The organism is Croceicoccus ponticola, from assembly GCF_004004515.1.
In the GTDB taxonomy this organism is placed as follows: domain Bacteria; phylum Pseudomonadota; class Alphaproteobacteria; order Sphingomonadales; family Sphingomonadaceae; genus Croceicoccus; species Croceicoccus ponticola.
Map to the genome: position 1 here is coordinate 226,292 of NZ_RXOL01000002.1, position 21,691 is coordinate 247,982.

Sequence of the window (21,691 nt, forward strand, 5' to 3'; positions counted from 1 at the left end):
GTGAGCATTGGTGAAGCGGCACATCAGGCATCACTATCACCGGGTCCGAAGCGAAGTCGGACCCGGCACTCGCACGTTCGAAGTGATCAAGCGCGTCGCCATCGGCGCGTGGGAAGACGGCTTCATCCATGCGGGCAACCTAGCCTACATGGCGATCCTGTCGCTGTTTCCGTTCTTCATCGTGGCCGCCGGGGTCTTTTCGCTGTTGGGCGAGGCGGCGGATCGCACGGCTGCGATCAACGCGTTCCTGCTCGCCGTGCCGCGCGTCGTGGCAGATGTGCTCGAGCCGGTTGCCAAGGACGTGGTGTCGGCGCGCAACGGCTGGTTGCTTTGGGCTGGCGGGCTGTTCGGATTGTGGACCGTAGGCAGCCTGATCGAAACGATCCGCGACATCCTGCACCGCGCCTATCATACCCGGCCGAGCGTAAGTTTCCTCAGGCATCGGATGCTGTCGGTAGCTGTCATCATCGGGTCCATCGTGTTGTTGATGATGTCGTTGTCGGCGCAATTCTACATTTCCGCCGCGCAGGAAGCGATCGAGGCGTGGTTTCCCGAATCCGTGGATGTGACGACGACGCTCGCGATCAGTCGCATCGTCCCTGCGCTGGGCCTGCTGCTTTCGCTTTGGCTGCTGTTCCTGTCGCTGACGCCAAAGGCATTTCGCGGGCCCGAGTATCCCAAATGGCCGGGCGCGGTGCTGGTGACGGTGTGGTGGATCGTCGTGACCATGGCATTGCCGTCGGTCCTCCACACGCTTTTCGCCTACGATCTTACTTACGGCAGCCTTGCGGGGGTCATGATCGCCCTTTTCTTTTTCTGGCTTGTCGGGCTAGGGCTCGTCGTCGGCGCAGAACTGAATGCCGCGTTGGCGACGACGCCAAGGTTCGACGACGATCTTGAGACGCAGACCGAGGGCGCAACGACCCCGGCAAGTCAGGAATGAGTGCATAGCATGGACGAACAGGGACCCATCACCGGAACGCTGATGCAGGGCAAGCGCGGGCTCATCATGGGCCTCGCGAATGACAAATCGCTCGCCTGGGGCATCGCCAAGGCGCTGAGCGCGCAAGGCGCGGAACTGGCCTTTTCCTATCAGGGCGAAGCGCTGGCCAAGCGCGTCAGGCCGCTGGCGCAAAGCCTTGGCAGCGATTTCCTGATCGAATGCGATGTGGCGAACATGGATGCGCTCGACACCGCGTTCGAAACGCTGGCCGAGCGTTGGCCGACGATCGATTTCGTGGTCCACGCCATCGGTTTTTCGGACAAGAACGAACTGCGCGGTCGTTATGCCGACACCAGCCTCGAAAACTTCCTGATGACGATGAACATTTCCGCCTACAGCCTTGTCGCGGTGACGCAGCGGGCGGCGGCAATGATGCCGAATGGCGGCTCCATCGTGACGCTGACTTACTATGGCGCTGAAAAGGTCGTTCCCCACTACAACGTCATGGGCGTGGCCAAGGCGGCTCTGGAAACCAGCGTGCAGTATCTTGCCAACGATCTGGGTCCGCAGAACATCCGGGTCAACGCGATCAGTGCCGGACCGATCAAGACGCTGGCCGCCAGCGGGATCGGCGATTTCCGCTATATCCTGAAGTGGAACGAGCTGAACGCGCCGATGCGCCGCAACGTCACGATCGAGGATGTGGGCGGCTCGGCGCTATACCTGCTGTCCGATCTCGCCTCTGGCGTGACGGGTGAAACCCACCACGTCGATTGCGGCTATCACGTCATCGGCATGAAGCAGGAAGACGCGCCCGATATCGCGCTAAGCTGATGCAAGAAACGGGTCGGGGCTTGCCAATTGCGGCGCCCCGGCTCCAGCCTAAGGACTTCGGCGATCAGTTGCCGGTTGGATTGGGCAGCGGTTCCGGGTCCACTTCACCGGCGGCTGCTTCTTCAGCCTTGCGGCGTGTTTCGTAGTCGGCTTCTATCGATTCGACCCGTTCCTGCGTGGCGCGCGCTTCCTCGTCGATCTCGGCAAGACGCGCGGCGCGCGCTTCGGCGACGAGCTTGCCCATCTGAACGTCGGAGCTGTTCGCCTTTTCGGCATAAGCCTGCTGGATCGCCTCTAGAGTGCAACCGGTCTGTCCGGCGGGGCCGACGGTGTTGCAACTGCCCACTCCGGTGTCGCCCACATCGCGATTGGCAGCAACGCGTTCGGACCAGGCGACGTTTTCCTTGTCGTCGCTCTGCCGCAGGGTCTTGGGAATACGATAGGGATCTTCCTGCCGCACGCAGACCACGATCTGCTGTTCGGTCGATGCCGGGCATTCCTGATCGCCATAGACGATGACCTGATTGACCGGCGCTTCGGTCTCTTGCGCGGCGGCGGGAATGGCGGCGGCGGTCAAGGCCAGCCCGAAACCGGCGGTGGCGGCCAATACGGCGATCGACAAGCGGGTCATACGATCTTGCGCCTCCTTAAAGCGCGGGTAGCGTAATTGCAGTATAGGGCGATCTGGCGCTGAATGACAGGTGAAGCGAGGCGCTCCACGGTTCAAACCCGCTTCGAAAGCGCGATGGCTGCGCGGCAGCCGAGCCGGATCGCGCCCGACAACAGGGGATAGCCCGGCGCTCGTTCAGCCCCTGCGGCCAACGCGGTGGCCCGGTGTTCGCGTTCGTCGTCGCGAAATTCACGGATCATCGCGCCCAGTTCGGCATCTTCGTCGCCCAGTTCGTCGAGCTGGTGCGAATAGTGGCGGTCGATTTCTTCCTCGATCGCGGCGGTGCAGGCCATCGCCGCCTCCGGCCCGATCAGCGCGGTTGCCGCGCCCAGCGCAAAACCGGCGACATCCCAGAATGGCTGCAAGGCCGTCGGGCGCACACCGCGTTCGGCCATCAGTGCGCTGAACCGACCAAGATGATCGGCTTCCTGCGTCGCCATCGCGGCGATTTCGCCAGCGCCCGGCGCGCGATCACCCATCACGGCAAGCTGCCCTGCGTAGATCCGCGTTGCGCCGAATTCGCCCGCCTGATCGACGCGGATCATCGCCTCGATCCGTTCGGATCTTTCCTTTTCGGTCATTGCGGGCTTGCCGGTCATCGTCATGCCTTATCCAACGCGCGAACGGCGGGTCCGTGCCGACAATACCAGTACCACGACCCCGGCGACGGTGGAGATCAGGAAATTCCACCCCGCCATCGAAATGCCCATAAAGCTCCACTGCACTTCATCACAACGCACGGTCGGCGCGTTCATGATGGCGTCCAGCGCGCTCTGCCCGTCGCCGATGGTCAGCGCGGTGCACTGCGTAAACCCTTCCCACCAGCCATATTCGACCCCGGCGTGAAACGCGCCGATCGCGCCCGACATCAGGATCGCGACGCCCGCCAGCCGCACCAGCCAGATGCGCAAGGGGCCGACCGGGACGACAAAAGCCAGCAACGCCGGGATCAGCGCCACGAAATGGGCATAGCGTTGCCACCAGCACATCTCGCACGGATACAGTCCGACGACATATTCGAAGTAGTAGGCCCCGACCAGAAGTGCGGCGGGAACGACCAGCGCGACGATGCGCGCGCGGGCGAAGTTATTGGTCATCAGGTGTCCCGAATTGGTCGCATGGATCAGGGAATTGGAGAATGGCGCAACCTCAGGGCTTGGCGACAGGTTTGGGCTTGCCCGTCACTTTGGTCCCCGTCGTTTTCGTCGTCGCCAGCCGCGTGTTGCGCAAGGTATCGATGGCGTAATGCAGCTGGAAATCCTCGATCCCCTGCTTTTCCAGTTCCTCTGGCGAGATCTTGAAGCGCGGATCGTCGATCTTGTCGTGTTCCAGTTCGCGTTCGTCGAGGTCGATTTCGTTGATCAGATGTCCACGAAGGTCGGATTCGCGAATGGCGCGCGCCGCTCTTGCGCGGGCGTCGGGGTCGGACATTTGCGGCACGGCAATATCGGGTTCGATCCCGCCTTCTTGCACGGATCGGCCTGACGGGGTGAAGTATCGCGCCGTGGTCAGCTTCAACGCGCTGTCGCGGGTCAGCGGAACCAATGTCTGGACGCTGCCCTTGCCGAAACTGCGTTCGCCCATGACGATCGCGCGGTGATGATCCTGCAACGCGCCGGCGACGATTTCCGATGCTGACGCGGTGCCTGAATCGATCAGCACGATGATGGGGACGCCACGCGCGATATCGCCGTTGCGGGCGACGTAGCTTTCGTTATCGCGCGCGAAACGGCCACGCTGCGAAACGATCTGCCCCTTGTCGAGGAACAGGTCGCTCATCGCCACGGCTTCATCCAGCAGTCCGCCGGGATTGGACCGCATGTCGATGACGATGCCTTCGGGGGTGCCGCCGATCTTGGTGCGGATGCCATCCATGGCCTTTTCGACTTCGCGCCCGACGTTCGCGCTGAACGTCGACACGGTGATGACCCCGATTTTGCCATCGACAGTGAATTCGACCGGTTGCAGATCGATGATCGCCCGCGCGACACTGACGTCGAAGGGTTCGTCGCGGCCTGGTCGATAGATCGTGATCTTGATCGCCGTCCCCGGGAGCCCGCGCATCTGCTCCACCGCTTCGTCCAGCGTACCGCCGTAAATCAGCTTGCCATCCAGATGGGTAATGAAATCGCCAGCCTTGATCCCCGCCTTGTCCGCAGGGGTGCCCCGCGTCGGCGCGATCACTTTGACGACGCCGTCTTCCATCGTCACCGAAAGGCCCAGCCCGCCATAGCTTCCCTCAGTCTGGGTGCGCAGGCTTTCAAAGGCGCTGGCGTCGAGATAGGACGAATGCGGATCCAGACTGGCGAGCATGCCGTCGATCGCGCCGCGCACCAGCTTTTCGTCATCGACCTCGTCGACGTAATTGGCCTGGATCCGTTGATAGATGGCCATCAGCTTTCCGAATTCCGGTGCGCCGCGTCCGTCCACGGCGGCAAGTCCCGCCGTCGTCGCAGGCAACAGGGCCAGCGCGGTAACGAGCGCGGCTGAACGCATGAATGGCGCAATGCTCAGGGCCATGGGCAATTCTTGTCCTTGTCGTCGGGCGTTGCGATTTCGCAACCCGGTTCTCGGTCAATGTATAACCTGTGAACGCTTAACGCCAGATGGCGGGATTTGCGCACGTTTCATGCAGAATCGTGATGGGGCCGATCGCGATTACGGCATCAGCGGATGGATCGTTCGCCGCCCCCGACGCAGTTCGTACAGGATCGCGGGGTCGGACCGGGCTGCCGATCCGATGGTTTCGCCGCGCCGCACTTTGCGCCCAGTCACAACATTCGCAGCACCTAGCCCGGCTATCAGGCTGGTCCGCCCGCCCGCATGGCGCAGGATGACGACCGTGCCATAGCCGCGAAACGGTCCGGCAAAGGCGACTTCTCCGGCCAGCGGCGCAACGACCACCGCTCCCGGCTCCGGCGCGATGGTGATGCCCTTGCTGCGTCCGCCCGCTGCGTCACGTTCGCCATATCCCGCCAGCATGCGCCCCGCGACGGGAACGCGGGGGACGTTTGCGGCATCGGTCCTGCTTTCCGCTGATCCCTGTCCCAGAAGGTTCGGAACCGGCAATGCCGTCAACGCAGCCAGCGTCTGCGCTCCTGCACGCTCTTCGGCCACGAGTTCGCCGATTGATGCCGCCTGCGCCCCGCGCAAAGTCGCCTCGCGTTGCGCCTTTCCAGCGGCGTTGACCAGTTCTTGCGCGGTCACGTGATGCCGCGCGCCCAGCTCCTCCAACGCCTTGCGCCGCTGGGCGAGATCGGTTCGCGCCTTCTGACCCTCTGCCCTCGCCCGGTCGGCTTCGACGGCAAGGTTGCGCGCCGTCGCAAGGTTTTTGCGCAAGTCTTCGGTTCGGCTGGCGATCTGCGGCTGGAGCCCTGCAACCATCGAGCGCATCCGCACGAAATCGCGGATCGACGACGGGCGCATGACCAGCAGCAAGGTCGGCCTGCGCGCCAGCCGCTGCAGCGCGGCCATCATCCGCGACAGCGGCGCACGACTGCGGGCAAGGTCATCGCGCAGCACCGCCAGCCGGTTATCGGCAATGCTCGCGCGGATCTGCGCGGCTTCGAACCGCGCTTCGGCCTCTGTCACTTGCGCGGCAAGGCGATTGGCGCGCGCCTCTGCCTTTTGCGCGCGATCTTCGATCAGTCGGGCCTGGTCGGAATATCGCGCCGCCTGCTTTTCGGCCAACGCGCGGGCGGCCTCCACCTCTCGCAAGCGATCTGCGTTCGTCACCGCGCCTGCCGCAGCAGGCATCAGCGCAAGGGCGAGGACGATAAGCCGCCAGCGCATCGTCATCCGGCCCGGTGGTAGGGATGACCGGCAAGAATGCTGGTCGCGCGCCACAGCTGTTCGGCCAGCATCGCGCGAACCATCAGGTGCGGCCATGTCATCGGCCCGAAACCCAGCAACAGGTCGGCATCTTCGCGCGCCGCGGCCCCGTGCCCATCGGCCGCGCCGATCAGGAAACGGGCCTCTCGCGCCCCGTCGTCGCGCCAGCGTTCGAGCAGATTCGCAAAGTCCTCGGACGACATTTGTCGTCCCCGCTCGTCGAGCAAGACTTCCTTCGCCGGTGTCAGAGGAGGAGGCACCGTGCCGCCCGTGTCGGGCAGCTCGGTCCATTTCATCGGCCAGGTCACGCGCTTGGCATAGCGCGCCACCAGCTCGGCCTCTGCCGATCGGCCGATCTTGCCGCGAGCGATGACGTGCAGGCGCATGCGGGCCTGTTACACCGTCGGGTCAATTCGCGTCCAGCGCCGCCCGCCCTTTTCCCGGGTCAGACGCGCTGACGGCGGGAAACGCAGGGACGCACGGGCGCAAATCAGGGCCGGACCAGGCCCCGATCGAGCTGCGTTCAGGCGTTACCGCCCTCGCCAAAGCCCCACATCCGTTCGAGATTGTAGAACGAACGCACTTCGGGACGGAACAAGTGGACGATGACGTCGCCGGCATCGATCAGCACCCAGTCAGCCGCGGGCAGACCTTCGATACGAGACGGGCCGAAACCGCCGTGTTTTACCCGCTCGGCCAGTTTCTGGGCCATGGCGGTCACCTGACGGCTGGAGCGACCGCTCGCGATGACCATGAAGTCCGCGATGGAGCTTTTCCCGGCAAGTGGGATGGAAACGATGTCCTGCGCCTGGTCGTCGTCAAGCGACTGAAGCACCAGAGCGTGGAGCGATCCGGGTTCGGCGTCGATTTCGGCGACTCCGTTCGCGGGTGTGGCAAAGCCGGAATTTTCCGGCATGGCTTGGGCCGTATTCATGAGGTAGATGTAGGCTCCTTGGAACTGCCATTCAATCGGCGGCGGCAACAGCCGCCCCCGGCCTGCACCATGCAGGTCGCGCGAAACCGGAATTTGGCTGAGGGTCGAACGCTGGAAAGCGCGCGGTTCAAGCCGGGTCCCCCGAGACCACTCTACGGGTCACCGCATCACGCGGATGAGCCGTAGACCAGGCATCGGCCCAATCGGGCTCTGCCATCCGCCGGGCTGTTGCCGAGCGCGGGTCGGGATCGAATGCCAGGTACACCAGTGCCGGTGCGCTCCAACTTCCCCGGTTTCTCAATCTGGCTGCCGGAACCCGGTAAGGCCGGAGCCAGGCCGTGGCAGGGCTTGTCACGGCACGCGCATCATACCCCGGACGCGCAATTACCGCAATCGGCATGGTGCGCGCGATCTTTCGCCAGTCTTTCCAGCGATGAAACTGCGCCAGATTGTCGCTGCCCATCAACCAGACGAACCGCCGTTTGGGATAGCGGCGAACAAGCGCGAGCAGCGTTTCCGTAGTGTAGACGGTGCCCAGATCGCGTTCGATCGCGGTGACGCGAATCGGTGCGCGGCGCGCCTGATGCCGGGCCGACGCGATGCGCGCGGGCAAGGGCGCCATGCCCTTTTTCGGTTTCAGCGGATTGCCCGGGCTGACCAGCCACCATGCCTCGTCCAGACCCAGCGCCGCCATCGCCGACAAGGTGATTCGCCGATGGCCGCCGTGGGCCGGATTGAAGCTGCCGCCCAGAAGCCCGGTATAGATCGGTGCTGTCACGCCTTCGGCCCGGTGCTCACGTTCCGCCCCAGTCAGGGCCGCGTCTGGCCGCTTCCGCGCACTTGCCATTTATAGGTGGTCAACCCTTCGAGAGCGACCGGTCCGCGCGCGTGCAGCCGCCCCGTCGCGATGCCGATCTCCGCACCCAGACCGAATTCGCCGCCGTCGGCAAACTGGCTGGATGCATTGGCCATGACGATCGCGGAATCGACGGTGTTTAGGAACCGTTCCGCCACCGCATCGTCCGCCGTCACGATCGCATCGGTATGGCCCGACGAATGCGCGGCGATGTGCGCCATCGCGGCATCCGGTCCATCGACCACGGCCACCGACAGCACGGCTTCGAGATATTCGGTGTCCCAGTCTTCGTCCGTCGCGGCCACGATCCGCGGATCGAGCGCCTGCGCCCTGCCGTCGCCGCGAAGCTCGCAGCCGGCGTCGAGCAACTTGCCGACCAGCGCGCTGGCGCCGGGATAGGCCGCGTCGATCAACAGCGTCTCCATCGCGCCGCAAATGCCGGTGCGCCGCATCTTGGCATTCAGCGCGACCGCCTCTGCCATGTCGGGCGCGGCGGCGGTGTGGATGTAAGTGTGGCAGATACCGTCCAGGTGGGCGAGCACGGGCACCCGCGCTTCTGCCTGAACGCGGGCGACGAGCGATTTGCCCCCGCGAGGCACAAGCATGTCGACCGCGCCCGATGCCTGAAGCAGCGCGCCGACCGCCGCACGATCCTGTGTCGGAATCAATTGCACCGCGTCTTCGGGAATCCCGCCCTTCGCCAACCCGGCAGCCAGAGCGGCAAGGATCGCACGGTTGGAATGCACCGCCTCGCTCCCGCCGCGCAGGATCACAGCGTTTCCGGCGCGCACGCACAGCGCCGCCGCATCGGCTGTCACGTTCGGGCGACTTTCGTAGACAATGCCGATTACGCCAATGGGGACGCGCACCCGCGACAAGCGCAACCCGTTGGGCCGTTCGGAACGGTCGATCACCTGACCGACCGGATCGGGTAGACCCGCGACCTGTTCTACCGCATCGGCGATGCCCGCCAGCCGCGCATCATCCAGCCGCAACCGGTCGAGCATGGCGGACGAAAGCCCCCGCGCCTCTCCCGCCGCGATGTCCTTGGCGTTTCCGGACAGTATGGCCGGGGCCGCATCGCGCAAGGCCGCTGCCGCATGGCGCAGGGCGTCGCCTTTTTGCGCATCGGTCATCGCCGCCAGCACGCGCTGAGCCGAACGCCCGCGGGCGGCCATGTCGGCGATAAGATCGCGCATCGTGTCTGCGGCGGCTTCGGCCGGCTTGTCCGCTGCTTCGCGAACCGGATTGTCTTGGTGCAAGGTCATGACCGCGCGCCTATCATCATGCGACCGCCTTGTCAGCGATTTTGCGGATGGGTTGGCTGTGCCGGCACGTCCGCGATCCTATTGAGCCAACCGTTGCGATTCTTTCCGGCATGGGATTCGACCAGCCGAAAGTGGGGCGCGAAACACATTGGCGTACTGTCCGTTCCCGGGACACTGTCGATAAATTCACACTTTTGCCTCAATTCACCCCGCCGGTCCCACGGTTCACCCGAAAGACAGATTTCGGAACTCGACGTTAACCCTAGCGCTGATAGCCAAAGCCCCGACGGGAAAACCTTGCACCCTTGGCGAGGTTGATTGGGACACGGGGTTAAACGTGACACAGGCCTTCAGCGGGCTTTCAGCCCGCTTGCAGAACTGGTTTCCGGATCGCGAATTCATCATGCGGTCACAGGGCCAGGTGCGGTTTGTCCGCATTAGCTCCAAATTCCAGAAGCGTGGCGCCGCCGCCATCGCCGCCCTCACCTTGGTGTGGACCGGGACCATGGCCACCGCAATCGTCAACGAATGGCTCCAGCATCGCAACGCGACAGAGCTTGCCAGCCGCGAAGCCAAGATCACCAGCGCCGAAAGCCGCGTTGCCGCTTATCGCGACGATCTGGGCGATGTTGCCAAGGATCTTTCCCACCGGCAGGATTTTATCGACGACATGGTCGAAAGCCACCTCGGCGAATTGCCGACGGTTAAGGACGTGACCGGGGTTCAGGACAGCACCGGGGAAAGCCGCCGCACCATCGACAAGGTCAGCGTCGCGATCCCCGAAGCCGCAGGCCTTGCCAGGATGGAAGCACGCCAGCTCGCCTTCGTCGAAGGATTGACCCGGCTTGCCGATCGCCGTGCGGCCCAGGCCGAATCGGCTATCCGCACTCTCGGGCTCGATCCCAAGGCCATTACCCGTAACGCCGACAGGTTCGCGATGGGTGGCCCGTTCGAAGCTTTCGCGAGCGGCGACCGCGGCATCGACCCCCGGTTCGAAAAGCTGGGCCTTTCGCTCGCGCGGATGAGCGCGCTTGAACGCGGGCTTCAGGGTATTCCCAACGTGCTGCCCGCCAGCATCGACATGATCTCGTCGGGCTTCGGTTTCCGCCGCGACCCGTTCAATGGCCACAGCGCCATGCACCAGGGCCTCGATTTCCGGGGCCCCGTCGGCACGCCGATCCATGCAACGGCCAAGGGCAAGGTCAGCTTCGTCGGATGGAAGGGCGGATACGGCAAAGTCGTGGAAATCAGCCATGGCAATGGGCTGATGACCCGCTATGCTCACATGTCTAAGTTCAAGGCGCGGATCGGCGATCCGGTCGCGGCCGGCGACGTAGTCGGCCTGATCGGTTCGACCGGTCGCTCGACGGGGCCGCACCTCCATTTCGAGGTCCGCATCAACAATCGCGCGGTCAATCCGCGTCCCATGCTGGAAAAGGGCGCAAGCCTGCTTGGAGCGAACCGTGTTCTCGCAGAAAAACAAAACGGCGGAGCCTACGCGCCCGCAGAAAATGGCTAATCCCGTGGCAAGCACTTCGACATTTTCGGTGTTCGGCGCCGATATCAAGATCAAGGGCGACATTTCGGCCACCGACGACCTGCACATCGACGGGAGCGTCGAGGGCGACATCGATTGCGGCACGCTCGTGCAAGGCGAAAAGAGCCGGATCAGCGGCACGATCACGGCGGAGTCAGCCCGTTTGGCAGGCACGATCGAAGGTGCAATCACGGCCAAGACGCTGGTCGTGCTGAAAAGCGCGAAGATCACCGGCGACGTTTTCTACGACACGCTGACCATCGAACAGGGCGCCTGCGTCGAAGGCAAGTTTGCCCAGCGCCCGCAAGGCTCCGCGAAGAAGTCGGACGGCGAACCGGTGCTCAGCCTCGCCAATTGAACCGCAACTTTGGCGGGCTGAAGGTTAAGAGCCTCAATCCGCCGGCGCTGCCTTAGCTTGACTGATTTCGGCGCGCAGGGCCTTGCGGTCCAGCTTTCCGATCATCGTCTTGGGCAATTCGTCGCGGAATTCCACGGCGCGCAGGCGTTCGTGCTTCCCCACCTGACCGTTGATCCAGTCGCGCAGGACCGTCGCATCCTCGCTCGCCCCGTCGACCAGCGTGACATAAGCCTTGGGCACTTCGCCGAGATAGCTGTCGGGTATGCCGATGACGAGCGCTTCCTTCACCGTGTCGCGCGCAAGGATGATATCCTCGATCTGGCTGGGGAAGACCTTGAACCCGCCGACGCTGATCATGTCCTTGATCCGGTCGACGATGGTGATGAACCCGTCGGCATCGATGGTGGCGACGTCACCGGTGCGCAGATAACCGTCGGCAAACACGCTGTCGTCGTTGGGGCGGCGCCAGTACCCGACCATCGTCTGCGGGCCCTTGATCGCCAGTTCGCCCGGCTCTCCCGGTGGGGCGAGGCGCGTCGGGTCTTCCTTGTCCAGCAGCCGCACGCGGGTCTGCGGCAGCGGCTGGCCGATCGTGCCGGGCTTTTCGAAATTGTGCCCTTCGAACGGATTGGTCGACACGATGCACGATTCGGTCAGGCCGTACCCTTCGATCACATGCGCTCCGGTCGCGTCCTCGAACTTGCGTTTCAACGGCAGCGGCAGGGGCGCACCGCCCGATATGCAGATCCGCAGAGTGGTGAAATCCGTTTTCGTCACGTCGGGATGGTCGAGCAGCGCCTGATACATCGTAGGCACGCCGGGCAGCGATGTGGCGCGCACGCGGCCCAACGCCTTTAGCGTCTGGCGCGCGTCGAAACGCGGCAGCATCACGATCATCCCGCCGTCCAGCACCGTGCGATTGAGCACGACGATGTTCGCAAAGATATGGAACATCGGCAGGACGCCGAGCATGATGTCTCGTTCGCCCCTGTGCACGTCCACGCGCAGCGTCTGACGCGCGTTGGCGCTGATGTTCTGGTGGGTCAGCATGGCGCCCTTGGGCAACCCAGTTGTCCCGCCGGTATATTGCAGGACCGCGATGTCTTTTTCGGGATCGATGGTGACCGGTTCCGGCTTTGCGCAGCCTGCCTTGAACCGGGCATAGGCAACGATCCGGCTATCGTCGGCAGGAATGGCGGTAATCTGGCGGCGGCCGACGATACGCAGCAGCGCCGATTTGAGCCGTGGCAACATGTCGGCCAGGCTTTCGACAACCAGTGTCTTCAGCCCCGAACATTCGAGCACCGCCTGTGCGGTCGGCAAAAGCGCAGACGAATCGATGGTGAACAGGATGGTCACGCCCGAATCCGCGACTTGCGCAGCCAGTTCCTCCACCGTGTAAAGCGGCGAGAAGTTCACCGCCGTCGCGCCCGCGATCATGATGCCGTAATAGGCGGCGAGATAGACCGGCACGTTGGGCAGGAACAGGCCGACCCGATCTCCCTTGCCGACCCCTGCCCGCTGCAGCGCGGCGGCAACCTGCTGCGCCTCGGCATGTATGTCGAGATAACTGGTCCGGCGACCGTAGAAATCGACGATCTTGCGATTGCCGGCAATGCCGACGCCGCGCTCGAACAAGTCGGGCAACGACATCGGTTCAAAGTCGCTGTCCCACGCGATCGGGTGGCGATAATTGCTTGGCGATGCTTCTCTCGGCCATTCGCCGGGCAGCATCCTCTCCATGTTATTTACATTCATGTCAGTTATTGTGGACTTTTATCGAGGCGACGACAACCCAGCCGCCTCGCACGCGCAGCAAAAGGCCCGGCGCCGCGATTGCGGGGCCGGGCCTTTCACGATGCCGTAACGGCACATTAGGTTGTCAGCGTTCGGGAACGCCCTCTTCGCGGCGGGCGGCGAGCCAGGCTTCGGCTTCAGCCTCTTGCGCGGCGACGACAGTGGCGCGGGCGGCGTCCTCGCGTTCTTTCTTCAGTTCGTCGATCAGGGCCTGCTTGTCGTCGACCAGCTTCGAATCGGGAACGACTTCGGTTTCGATGCCGGCCTTCTTCGCCGCCTTGGCGACCGCGGCATCAAGCTCGCGCTGCGAACAGAGGCCGAGCGTCACCGGGTCCTTGGGATTGATGTTCTGGATGTTCCAGTGCGAACGTTCGCGAATCGCGGTGATCGTGTTGCGAGTCGTGCCGATCAGCTTGCCGATCTGCGCATCGCTCATCTCCGCATGATTGCGCAGAATCCACGCGATGCCATCGGGCTTGTCCTGCCGCTTGGACACCGGGGTGTAGCGCGGACCCTTCGTACGCTGGATCTGTACGGGCGCCTTGTGGATCTTCAACTTGTAGGTCGGGTCGTTCTGACCCTTCTCAATCTCTTCGTTCGTCAGTTCGCCTGCGCGAACCGGGTCGCGGCCGGTGTATTTCGCACCGGCAAGGTCGTCGGCCATGGCCTGAACCTCAAGAATGTGAAGGCCGCAGAAACCGGCGATCTGTTCGAAGGTCAGGCCGGTATTGTCGACCAGCCAGCTGGCCGTGGCGTGCGGCATCAACGGTGTGGCTTGATTCTGGCTCACGCGAGCAACCTCTCGAAGCAAGGGCCCGACGCATGCGATTGGACGCGTTACGGGCGGCAAAAACGATAAGGGCCGCCCCTTTCCGGAGCGGCCGCTTGCCGAACTGATTTAGGGGATGCGCGCTCTTTGGGCAAGGGTGCATCGCACCAAGGCGCGCTTCAGGCTGTCATCGGGACATATCGGGGCAGCGCGGCGACCCGATCGAGCCGCCTTCCGATAGCCGGATAGCGGCCCGGATCAAAGCCCGCTTCGTTCGCGACGTGGGTATAGGCATAGAGCGCGATGTCGGCGAGCGAGACGCTTTTACCGACCAGCCAGTCGCGGCTTGCCAGTTCGGTGTCGAGCAGTTCCAGCGCCGCTTCCCCGCCCGTACGCTTGGCGCCGATCTGGCTGCGTTGCGCATCGGTCAGGTGCGCAAGACCGACGATGCGGAGCCAGAAACGCAAAGTCGCAACGTTCGGTTCGTGGTTGTATTGCTCGAAAAACATCCAGCGCAAAACGTCGGCCCGGGCAAACCGATCTTCCGGGATAAGGGCCGATCCGTCGGCGAGATACCAACACGCCGCGTTGCTTTCGGGCAGGAAGCGGCTCCCCACCTGCAAGACCGGGATGCGACCGTTGGCGTTAACGTCCCGCAGGAATTCGCCGGTCCGCGTTTCCCCCGCCAGGATATCGTATTGTCGGCGCTCCAACGAAACGCCCAGCAAGGCGGCGGTCAGGCGGATCTTGTAGCAATTTCCGCTGACCGGGTCTTCGTGAAGGACCAGTCGTTCAGACATCGAGCACGATCTTACCGACGTGGTCGCCGCCATCCATCCGTTCGTGGGCAGATGCCACGTCGCGCAAGGCAAAGCTGCGATCCATCACCGGGCGAAGCTGACCGCTGACGACGAATGGCCAGACCGTGTCGCGAATCTCCTCGGCGACCGCCGCCTTGAACTTGTCGGGCCGCGCTCTCAGTGTCGATCCGGTCAGGGTCAGCCGCTTCAGCATCACCTTGTGCATCGGGATCGTCGCCTTGGGGCCACCCATCACCGCGATGCTAACGTGGCGGCCATCGTCGGCCATGCAATCGATGTTCCGCGCGACGTAATCGCCGGAAACCATGTCGAGCACGACGTCAGCCCCATGTCCGTCGGTGATTCGCATGACTTCGGCCACGAAATCCTGCGTCTTGTAATTGATCGCGTGGCGCGCCCCTATCCGGCGTGCATCGTCACACTTTTCGTCGCTGCCGCAGGTGACGATGATTCGCACCCCGAACAAGTTGGCAAGGCTGATCGCCATCGACCCGATCCCGCTGGTGCCGCCATGAACCAGCAACCAGTCGCCATCGGCGGCAAGTCCTCGTTCGAATACGTTGTGCCACACGGTGAACAGCGTTTCGGGAAGCGCCGCCGCCTCTGCCAGCGAAAGCCCGTCGGGCACTGGCAGGCAGTGCGCGGCCATGGCGAGGCAATACTCGGCATAACCACCCCCGATGACGAGAGCGCATTGCAATGTGTCCATCATCGCGGGATCGACCCCGTCGCCCAGCGCCACGACAGTGCCGGCGATTTCCAGTCCGGGAATATCCGGTGCACCCGGCGGCGGCGGGTAAAGCCCTTTGCGCTGCATCACGTCGGGCCGGTTGACGCCGGCATGCGCGACCTTGATCAACACTTGCCCGGCGGCAGGGCGCGGCACGGACACCTGTTTCGAAACCAGCACTTCGGGCCCCCCGGCACCGTCGATCTGGATCGCCGTCATCGCTTCCGGCAGCATCGTATTCCCCTTGAAAGACCCCAATTTTGCACGTGAATGTCGATTTTCCCACGCGCAATCGGTTGACTACTCGTCGGACAGGTTGACAGCAAGCCGCCGAAACCCAAGATTGGCATTGCAAGATGGACGACGACGATCGCCCCCGGACACGCGGTGACTTTGCCAGCCGCCTCTCCAGCGAAAGCCTGGACAGCTATTCGCAGGACGAGCTGGAATTTCGCATAGCGCAACTCGATGCGGAAATTGTCCGCACGCGGACCCATATGGAAAAAGCGGCAGCCCACAGACAGGCCGCCGACGCGCTTTTCGGCGGACCAAGATCGGGTAGCCCGCCAGCATGACCGGACGTGCCCAAAGCCGTAAATCGGCAGTCGGGCACTCACACGTCGCATTTCTCTTTACGCATGTGCAGCAATTGTGCTGCACTGCAAAATGCATATCGTTTGCCGTTCGTTCAGACCCAGTCGGTTATAACGGCAGATGGACACGCTCCCCCGGCACAGAAAGGGCCTGACACGATGCCATCATTTGCCCAGAGCCTCGAAAAGACGCTCCATTCAGCGCTCGCCAACGCTGCTGAACGCAGCCACGAATACGCGACGCTGGAGCATCTTCTGCTCGCGCTCGTCGAAGACCCGGATGCTGCGCAAGTCATGGACGCGTGCGGGGTTGATCTTCCCGAACTGACCGGTGTGGTAAAGCAGTACCTTGACCAGGAATACCAGTCGCTGAAAACCGCGGACAAGGCCGATCCGTCGCCGACCGCCGGGTTCCAGCGCGTGATCCAGCGGGCGATCCTCCACGTGCAGTCTTCGGGCAAGGACACGGTGACCGGCGCCAACGTGCTCGTCGCGCTGTTTTCGGAACGCGATTCCTATGCCGTCTATTTCCTGCAGCAGCAGGATATGAGCCGTCTGGACGCCGTCAGCTTCATTAGCCACGGCATCGGCAAATCGGGGCGCGCCGTCGAACAGCGCAGCGCCAAATCCGGCAACGAGGAAGAAGCGAAGCAGGAAGAAAAGACCGAAGCCGCCAAGGGCAAGAAGGATTCGGCGCTCGACCAGTTTACCGTCAACCTCAATGAAAAGGCGCTGGCCGGTAAAGTCGATCCCTTGATCGGGCGCGGTCCCGAAGTGGATCGCACGATCCAGATCCTGTGCCGCCGGTCGAAGAACAACCCGCTCTATGTCGGCGATCCCGGCGTCGGCAAGACTGCGATTGCCGAAGGTCTTGCCCGCAAGATCGTCGAAGGCGACGTGCCCGAAGTGCTGCTCGATGCGGTGATCTATTCGCTCGACATGGGCGCGCTGCTGGCCGGGACGCGATATCGCGGCGATTTCGAGGAACGGCTGAAACAGGTCGTCAACGAACTCGAAAAGATGCCCGAGGCGGTCCTCTTCATCGATGAGATCCACACCGTCATCGGCGCTGGCGCAACCAGCGGCGGGGCGATGGATGCGTCGAACCTGCTGAAGCCTGCATTGTCGGGCGGCACGATCCGTTGCATCGGGTCGACCACTTACAAGGAATTCCGCAACCACTTCGAAAAGGACCGCGCTCTGCTGCGCCGGTTCCAGAAGATCGACGTGAACGAACCGACGGTCGAAGACACGATCAAGATCCTCAAGGGCTTGCGATCGGCGTTCGAGGATCACCACCAGGTTCGCTACACACCCGACGCGATCAAGACAGCGGTCGAGCTTTCGGCCCGTTACATCAATGACCGCAAGCTGCCGGACAAGGCGATCGACGTCATCGACGAAGTCGGCGCAATGCAGATGCTGGTCCCTCCCAGCCGCCGCAAGAAAACGATCACCGCGCGCGAAATCGAACAGGTTATCGCGACGATGGCCCGCATCCCTGCAAAATCGGTGTCGAAGGACGACAAGAAGGCGCTGCAAAGCCTTGAGCGCGATCTGAAGCAGGTCGTCTATGGGCAGGACAAGGCGATCGAGGTGCTTTCCACCGCGATGAAGCTGAGCCGTGCGGGTCTGCGCGATCCGGACAAGCCGATCGGTTCGTTCCTGTTTTCCGGCCCCACCGGCGTCGGCAAGACCGAAGTCGCACGGCAGTTGGCCGACATCATGGGCATCCCGCTGCAACGGTTCGACATGTCCGAATACATGGAGCGTCATTCGGTCAGCCGCCTGATCGGTGCCCCTCCGGGCTATGTCGGGTTCGATCAGGGCGGACTTCTGACCGATGCTATCGATCAGCAGCCGCACTGCGTCCTGCTGCTCGACGAAATCGAAAAGGCGCATCCCGACCTGTTCAACATCCTGTTGCAGGTGATGGATAATGGCCGCCTGACCGATCATCACGGCAAGACCGTGGATTTCCGCAACGTCGTGCTGGTCATGACGACCAACGCTGGCGCGGCGGACATGGCGAAAAGCGGCATCGGCTTTGGCGACGTGTCGAAACTCGACGCGGGCGAAGACGCGGTGAAAAAGCTTTTCACCCCGGAATTCCGCAACCGTCTCGATGCCATCGTGCCGTTCGCATACCTTGGCCGGGCGATCGTCAGCCGCGTGGTGGACAAATTCATCCTCCAGCTCGAACTGCAGCTGGCGGACCAGAACGTCCATATCCAGTTCGACAGCGATGCGCGCAGCTGGCTGGCGGAACGCGGTTACGACAAGATGTTCGGCGCCCGCCCGATGAGCCGCCTGATCCAGGACAAGGTGAAGCAGCCGCTGGCCGAAGAACTTTTGTTCGGCAAACTGTCGCAAGGCGGCGAAGTCCACGTTTCGACCAAGGATGAGGATGGCGCACCGGTTCTGGCGTTCGAACTCACGCCCGCGCCTCCGAAAGTCGTGAAGCGCCGACAGCGCACCGTGAAGAAGGGGGACACGCCCGTAAAATCGGACGAGACCTCGGACCATGGCGACGATCAGGCCGAATGATTTCGGGCCGAGATGGCCCGCATAAGTCGATGAGCGGAAAGGCGGTCCTGCGGGGCCGCCTTTCTCTTGTCAGCCGTCGTCCTTGGGCCGCAATTGCAGGCTCTCAACCATCCGCGCGACTTGCGCGCCGGTGTTATCGAGCGATGCGCCGGTGTCGATGACGTAATCGGCGCGGCGGCGCTTTTCGCCGTCGGGCATCTGGCGTGCGAGGATATCGGCGAATTTGTCTTCGGTCATGCCCGGTCGCGCCAGAACGCGGCGGCGCTGTTCATCCGCAGGGGCCGATACGACCACGACCGCGTCCATTCCTGCCCTGCCGGTCTTTTCAAACAGCAAGGGCACGTCGAACACGATCAGCGGTTCGTGCCAATTTGCATCGATGAAGTCCGAACGCTCCGCCACGACGGCGGGGTGGACGATCGCCTCAAGCCGCGAAAGCGCGTCGCTGTCCCCAAATACCAGCGCGCCCAGTTCGGCGCGCTTGACGCCTTCGGGGCCGGTCAATCCGGGGAAGGCGGCCTCTATCGCGGGCAACAGCCTACCGTTCGGCCCCTGCATACGGTGGACTTCGGCATCCGCATCAAACACCGGCACGCCAAGGTCGCGCAGCATTCTTGCCACCGTCGATTTGCCCATGCCGATAGAGCCGGTGAGACCGAGGATGAAGGGGCGCGGGCCGGTGCGGGTCATGGATGCCCCGTCATGCGGTCAGCATCCGGCGCAGCGCGTCGTCATCGTCGCGGGGTGCCGGCTGGCCAAAGAACCGCTCGAACGCGACAGCGGCCTGCCCGATCAACATGTTCAGCCCGTCAATGGTACGCAAACCGCGCGCCTTCGCCTCTGCCAGAAACGGCGTCTCCAGCGGGGCGGTGACGATGTCGTAACATACGGATCCGGGCGGCACGTGGCTGAAATCGAAGTTCAGCGGCGGTTGGCCGACCATGCCGAGCGACGTCGCGTTGACCACTAGATCAAAGCATCCCGCGCGATCGTCGAAAGCGAATTCGGTCGCGGCGGCAAAATGGTCGAGCGGGGCGACGTGATGTTCGCCTTTGGGGTCCAATTCGTCCAGCAACGCCCGCGCCTTGTCCGGATCGCGTCCGGCGACGACCAGTACCATCCCTTCGTCCGCCAGCGCGGCGATGATCGCCCGCGCCGCGCCACCCGTGCCGATGATCCGTGCCATGCGGAAATAGTGCGGCTTTGCCAGATCGGCGCGCAGCGGTTCGAGAAAGCCTGCCGCGTCGGTGTTGGTCCCGATCAGCGCGCCATCCCTTGGCACCACGGTATTTACCGCCCCGATCCGTGCGGCCACCGGCTCGATCCGGTCGAGGAGCGGCATGATCGCCTGTTTGTGCGGCATCGTCACGTTGCAACCGCGCCAATGGGGATCGACGCGGCGCGATGCGATATAATCGGCCAATTCGTTAGAGCGCACATGACAACGCCGGTATTCCGCCGCGATCCCGGCTTTTTCCAGCCAGAATCCGTGGATAGCGGGCGATTTCGATTGCGCGATCGGATCGCCGATCACTTCGGCATAGGACACACTGTCGCTCACGACGGCAGAACCCCTTCGGCGCGCAAGACCGCCAGAACGTCGAGCAGCGGCATGCCGAGCACGGTGAACTGGTCACCGTCGATGCTTTCGAACAACTGCGGGCCCAATGCCTCTATGCGGAAGACACCGACGCAATAGGCGACTTCGGGCCACTCGGCATCGAGATAGGATTCGATGAACGCGTCGGAAAGCTCGCGCACCTTCAGCCGTGCGATGCGGGCTATGCGGGCCACGACCCGATCGTCGCGGACGAGCACGACGGCGCTGTGCAGTTCCATCGTTCGCCCGGAAAAGAAACGGAGATGCTCGGCCGCATTTTCGCGACTGGCCGGTTTGTCGAACCGCTGTCCGTCGACCACGACAAGCGAATCGCTGCCCAGAACTAGCGCGCCGGGCCGCTGGTGCGCCACCGCCAACGCCTTCGCTTCGGCCAGGCTGTCGGCGATGGTGTCGGCCGATGCGCCGTTCATCGCCGTTTCGAGCGCGCGTTCGTCGACATCGGCGGGCACCGCCTCGAACGCAACGCCCGCTGCGGCTAGCATCGCCTGTCGCGACGCGCTTTTCGATGCGAGGACGATCATCGAGCCGGCCTTGGCATTCATACCGGTTTCGGTCCGGTGCGTTCAATCCGGCGTTCGTTGTGCAGGTTGATGACCGCGGCGGCGGTTTCCTCGATCGAGCGACGCGTGACATCGATCACCGGCCAGTTGTTGTCCGCGAACATGCGGCGGGCATAGCGTACTTCGTCCTCCACCATGTCCTTTTGGACATAATCGGTTTCGGGCGCCTGATTGAGCGACAGGAGACGATTGCGGCGCACCTGCACCAGCCGGTCGGGGGACGTGGTCAGGCCGACGACCATCGGACGCTTTAGCCGGAACAGCGCAGGCGGCGGCGGCGATTGGGGGACGATGGGTATATTGGCGCAGCGAAAGCCCCGATTGGCGAGATAGATCGCCGTCGGGGTCTTCGACGTGCGCGACACACCCGCCAGAATGATGTCGGATTCCTCCCATTCTTCCCACAACAGGCCGTCATCGTGCGCAATGGTGAACTGGATCGCTTCGACCCGGCGGAAGTAGGCGTCGTCCATCTGATGTTGGCGGCCCGGACGATGCAACTGTTCCTGGCCCAGGACGCGCGAAAGGCAGGTCGTTACCGCGTCGAGCGCCGATACCGTCGCCATCTTCGCCTCGGCACAGGCCGCCTCGAGGCTCACGCGGATTTCCTGATTCACCAGCGTAAAGATCACCAGCCCCGGGAATTGCGTGATTTCCGACATGATCCGATCGAGATGCTGATGCGAGCGAACCATCGGCCAGAAGTGCCGCTCGACATCGACGCCTTCGAATTGCGACAATGCGGCCTTGGCGATCATCTCCAGCGTCTCGCCGGTCGAATCGGACAGGAGGTGAAGGTGTAGCTTGGTCATGCGGTTCCGGATGCCTGTGGACAGGGACCGGGATAAACCACGGGACAGACAGAGGGACAAGTCAAAGCGGCGGAACGGTCCCCGCTGTCCCTGATTTCATACAGGGTATTTCTGGACAGGCCGCGATTCCGCCCACAGCCTGTGGGTAAGGCAGACAACTATCGTTTGACCACGCAACCGACCGGATTCGCCCAACCCGATTGGGAGTGG

The 21,691-nt window shown here is 63.3% G+C and carries 23 protein-coding genes; 6 read left to right on the forward strand and 17 right to left on the reverse strand.

Going from position 1 to position 21,691, the window contains the following annotated elements; all coding sequences use genetic code 11:
• The first annotated feature begins 10 nt into the window (after positions 1-10).
• Both EKN06_RS07080 and fabI read left to right on the forward strand, forming a co-directional pair.
• Positions 11-943, forward strand: a complete 933-nt coding sequence (locus tag EKN06_RS07080; RefSeq protein WP_240654656.1) for a YihY/virulence factor BrkB family protein — start codon at positions 11-13, stop codon at positions 941-943.
• Between the two features lie 27 nt (positions 944-970).
• On the forward strand, positions 971-1,777 hold the full coding sequence (fabI, locus tag EKN06_RS07085; protein WP_127612383.1) for an enoyl-ACP reductase FabI: 807 nt from the start codon (positions 971-973) through the stop codon (positions 1,775-1,777).
• Between the two features lie 64 nt (positions 1,778-1,841).
• Here fabI and EKN06_RS07090 read toward each other — a convergent pair whose 3' ends face one another.
• The 9 genes from EKN06_RS07090 to EKN06_RS07130 form a co-directional block, all read right to left on the reverse strand.
• On the reverse strand, positions 1,842-2,408 hold the full coding sequence (locus tag EKN06_RS07090; RefSeq protein ID WP_127612198.1) for a hypothetical protein: 567 nt from the start codon (positions 2,406-2,408) through the stop codon (positions 1,842-1,844).
• A 92-nt stretch (positions 2,409-2,500) separates the two neighbouring features.
• Entirely contained in the window at positions 2,501-3,052 is a 552-nt protein-coding gene (locus tag EKN06_RS07095; RefSeq protein WP_240654658.1) for a demethoxyubiquinone hydroxylase family protein, read from the reverse strand.
• 3 nt (positions 3,053-3,055) lie between these two features.
• Positions 3,056-3,544, reverse strand: coding sequence for a disulfide bond formation protein B (locus EKN06_RS07100; RefSeq protein WP_127612199.1), 489 nt, complete (start codon positions 3,542-3,544; stop codon positions 3,056-3,058).
• 52 nt (positions 3,545-3,596) lie between these two features.
• Entirely contained in the window at positions 3,597-4,967 is a 1,371-nt protein-coding gene (locus EKN06_RS07105; protein ID WP_127612200.1) for a S41 family peptidase, read from the reverse strand.
• A 138-nt stretch (positions 4,968-5,105) separates the two neighbouring features.
• Positions 5,106-6,239, reverse strand: coding sequence for a murein hydrolase activator EnvC family protein (locus EKN06_RS07110; RefSeq protein ID WP_164843982.1), 1,134 nt, complete (start codon positions 6,237-6,239; stop codon positions 5,106-5,108).
• Between the two features lie 2 nt (positions 6,240-6,241).
• A complete protein-coding gene (locus tag EKN06_RS07115) occupies positions 6,242-6,664 on the reverse strand; it encodes a 23S rRNA (pseudouridine(1915)-N(3))-methyltransferase RlmH (RefSeq protein ID WP_127612202.1) in 423 nt (140 codons plus the stop codon).
• Positions 6,665-6,801: 137 nt separating this feature from the next.
• Positions 6,802-7,212 (reverse strand): ribosome silencing factor, encoded by a 411-nt coding sequence (gene rsfS, locus EKN06_RS07120; protein ID WP_127612203.1) that lies wholly within the window; start codon positions 7,210-7,212, stop codon positions 6,802-6,804.
• 127 nt (positions 7,213-7,339) lie between these two features.
• On the reverse strand, positions 7,340-8,059 hold the full coding sequence (locus tag EKN06_RS07125) for a nicotinate-nucleotide adenylyltransferase (RefSeq protein WP_127612204.1): 720 nt from the start codon (positions 8,057-8,059) through the stop codon (positions 7,340-7,342).
• Complete coding sequence (locus EKN06_RS07130; RefSeq protein ID WP_127612385.1) at positions 8,023-9,267, reverse strand: glutamate-5-semialdehyde dehydrogenase; 1,245 nt, start codon at positions 9,265-9,267, stop codon at positions 8,023-8,025. The genes EKN06_RS07125 and EKN06_RS07130 overlap by 37 nt, the downstream gene beginning before the upstream one ends.
• Before the next feature lie 406 nt (positions 9,268-9,673).
• Here EKN06_RS07130 and EKN06_RS07135 point away from each other — a divergent pair, with 406 nt between their 5' ends.
• Both EKN06_RS07135 and EKN06_RS07140 read left to right on the forward strand, forming a co-directional pair.
• On the forward strand, positions 9,674-10,855 hold the full coding sequence (locus EKN06_RS07135) for a M23 family metallopeptidase (RefSeq protein ID WP_240654659.1): 1,182 nt from the start codon (positions 9,674-9,676) through the stop codon (positions 10,853-10,855).
• 4 nt (positions 10,856-10,859) lie between these two features.
• Positions 10,860-11,231: a bactofilin family protein gene (locus tag EKN06_RS07140; protein ID WP_338068075.1), complete on the forward strand. Its 372-nt coding sequence runs from the start codon at positions 10,860-10,862 to the stop codon at positions 11,229-11,231.
• Positions 11,232-11,264: 33 nt separating this feature from the next.
• On the opposite strand, the gene EKN06_RS07145 is transcribed toward EKN06_RS07140, so the two are convergent.
• The 4 genes from EKN06_RS07145 to EKN06_RS07160 all read right to left on the reverse strand — a co-directional run bounded on the left by EKN06_RS07145 (position 11,265) and on the right by EKN06_RS07160 (position 15,582).
• The gene (locus EKN06_RS07145; protein ID WP_240654660.1) at positions 11,265-12,989 is read right to left on the reverse strand and encodes a long-chain-fatty-acid--CoA ligase; all 1,725 of its coding nucleotides are present in this window, start codon (positions 12,987-12,989) and stop codon (positions 11,265-11,267) included.
• 124 nt (positions 12,990-13,113) lie between these two features.
• Positions 13,114-13,791, reverse strand: a complete 678-nt coding sequence (locus EKN06_RS07150; protein WP_127612388.1) for a DUF1013 domain-containing protein — start codon at positions 13,789-13,791, stop codon at positions 13,114-13,116.
• A 185-nt stretch (positions 13,792-13,976) separates the two neighbouring features.
• On the reverse strand, positions 13,977-14,597 hold the full coding sequence (locus tag EKN06_RS07155) for a glutathione S-transferase family protein (RefSeq protein ID WP_127612206.1): 621 nt from the start codon (positions 14,595-14,597) through the stop codon (positions 13,977-13,979).
• Positions 14,590-15,582: an NAD(P)H-quinone oxidoreductase gene (locus tag EKN06_RS07160; RefSeq protein WP_127612207.1), complete on the reverse strand. Its 993-nt coding sequence runs from the start codon at positions 15,580-15,582 to the stop codon at positions 14,590-14,592. Before EKN06_RS07160 ends, EKN06_RS07155 begins: the two co-directional genes overlap by 8 nt.
• A gap of 122 nt (positions 15,583-15,704) precedes the next feature.
• Between EKN06_RS07160 and EKN06_RS07165 the strand changes: the two genes are divergently transcribed.
• Both EKN06_RS07165 and clpA read left to right on the forward strand, forming a co-directional pair.
• Complete coding sequence (locus tag EKN06_RS07165) at positions 15,705-15,923, forward strand: DUF1192 domain-containing protein (protein WP_127612208.1); 219 nt, start codon at positions 15,705-15,707, stop codon at positions 15,921-15,923.
• Positions 15,924-16,100: 177 nt separating this feature from the next.
• Positions 16,101-18,488, forward strand: a complete 2,388-nt coding sequence (gene clpA / locus EKN06_RS07170) for an ATP-dependent Clp protease ATP-binding subunit ClpA (protein ID WP_127612209.1) — start codon at positions 16,101-16,103, stop codon at positions 18,486-18,488.
• A 69-nt stretch (positions 18,489-18,557) separates the two neighbouring features.
• Here the strand turns inward: clpA and coaE are convergent, their stop codons facing one another.
• From coaE to EKN06_RS07190, 4 genes are read right to left on the reverse strand one after another with little or no spacing between them, the layout of a single operon-like run.
• Positions 18,558-19,178 (reverse strand): dephospho-CoA kinase, encoded by a 621-nt coding sequence (coaE, locus tag EKN06_RS07175; protein ID WP_127612210.1) that lies wholly within the window; start codon positions 19,176-19,178, stop codon positions 18,558-18,560.
• Between the two features lie 10 nt (positions 19,179-19,188).
• Entirely contained in the window at positions 19,189-20,049 is an 861-nt protein-coding gene (aroE, locus tag EKN06_RS07180; RefSeq protein ID WP_127612211.1) for a shikimate dehydrogenase, read from the reverse strand.
• Positions 20,046-20,630, reverse strand: a complete 585-nt coding sequence (locus EKN06_RS07185; protein WP_127612212.1) for a Maf family protein — start codon at positions 20,628-20,630, stop codon at positions 20,046-20,048. The genes aroE and EKN06_RS07185 overlap by 4 nt, the downstream gene beginning before the upstream one ends.
• Before the next feature lie 17 nt (positions 20,631-20,647).
• The gene (locus EKN06_RS07190; RefSeq protein ID WP_127612213.1) at positions 20,648-21,481 is read right to left on the reverse strand and encodes a pyruvate, water dikinase regulatory protein; all 834 of its coding nucleotides are present in this window, start codon (positions 21,479-21,481) and stop codon (positions 20,648-20,650) included.
• Positions 21,482-21,691: the final 210 nt, after the last annotated feature.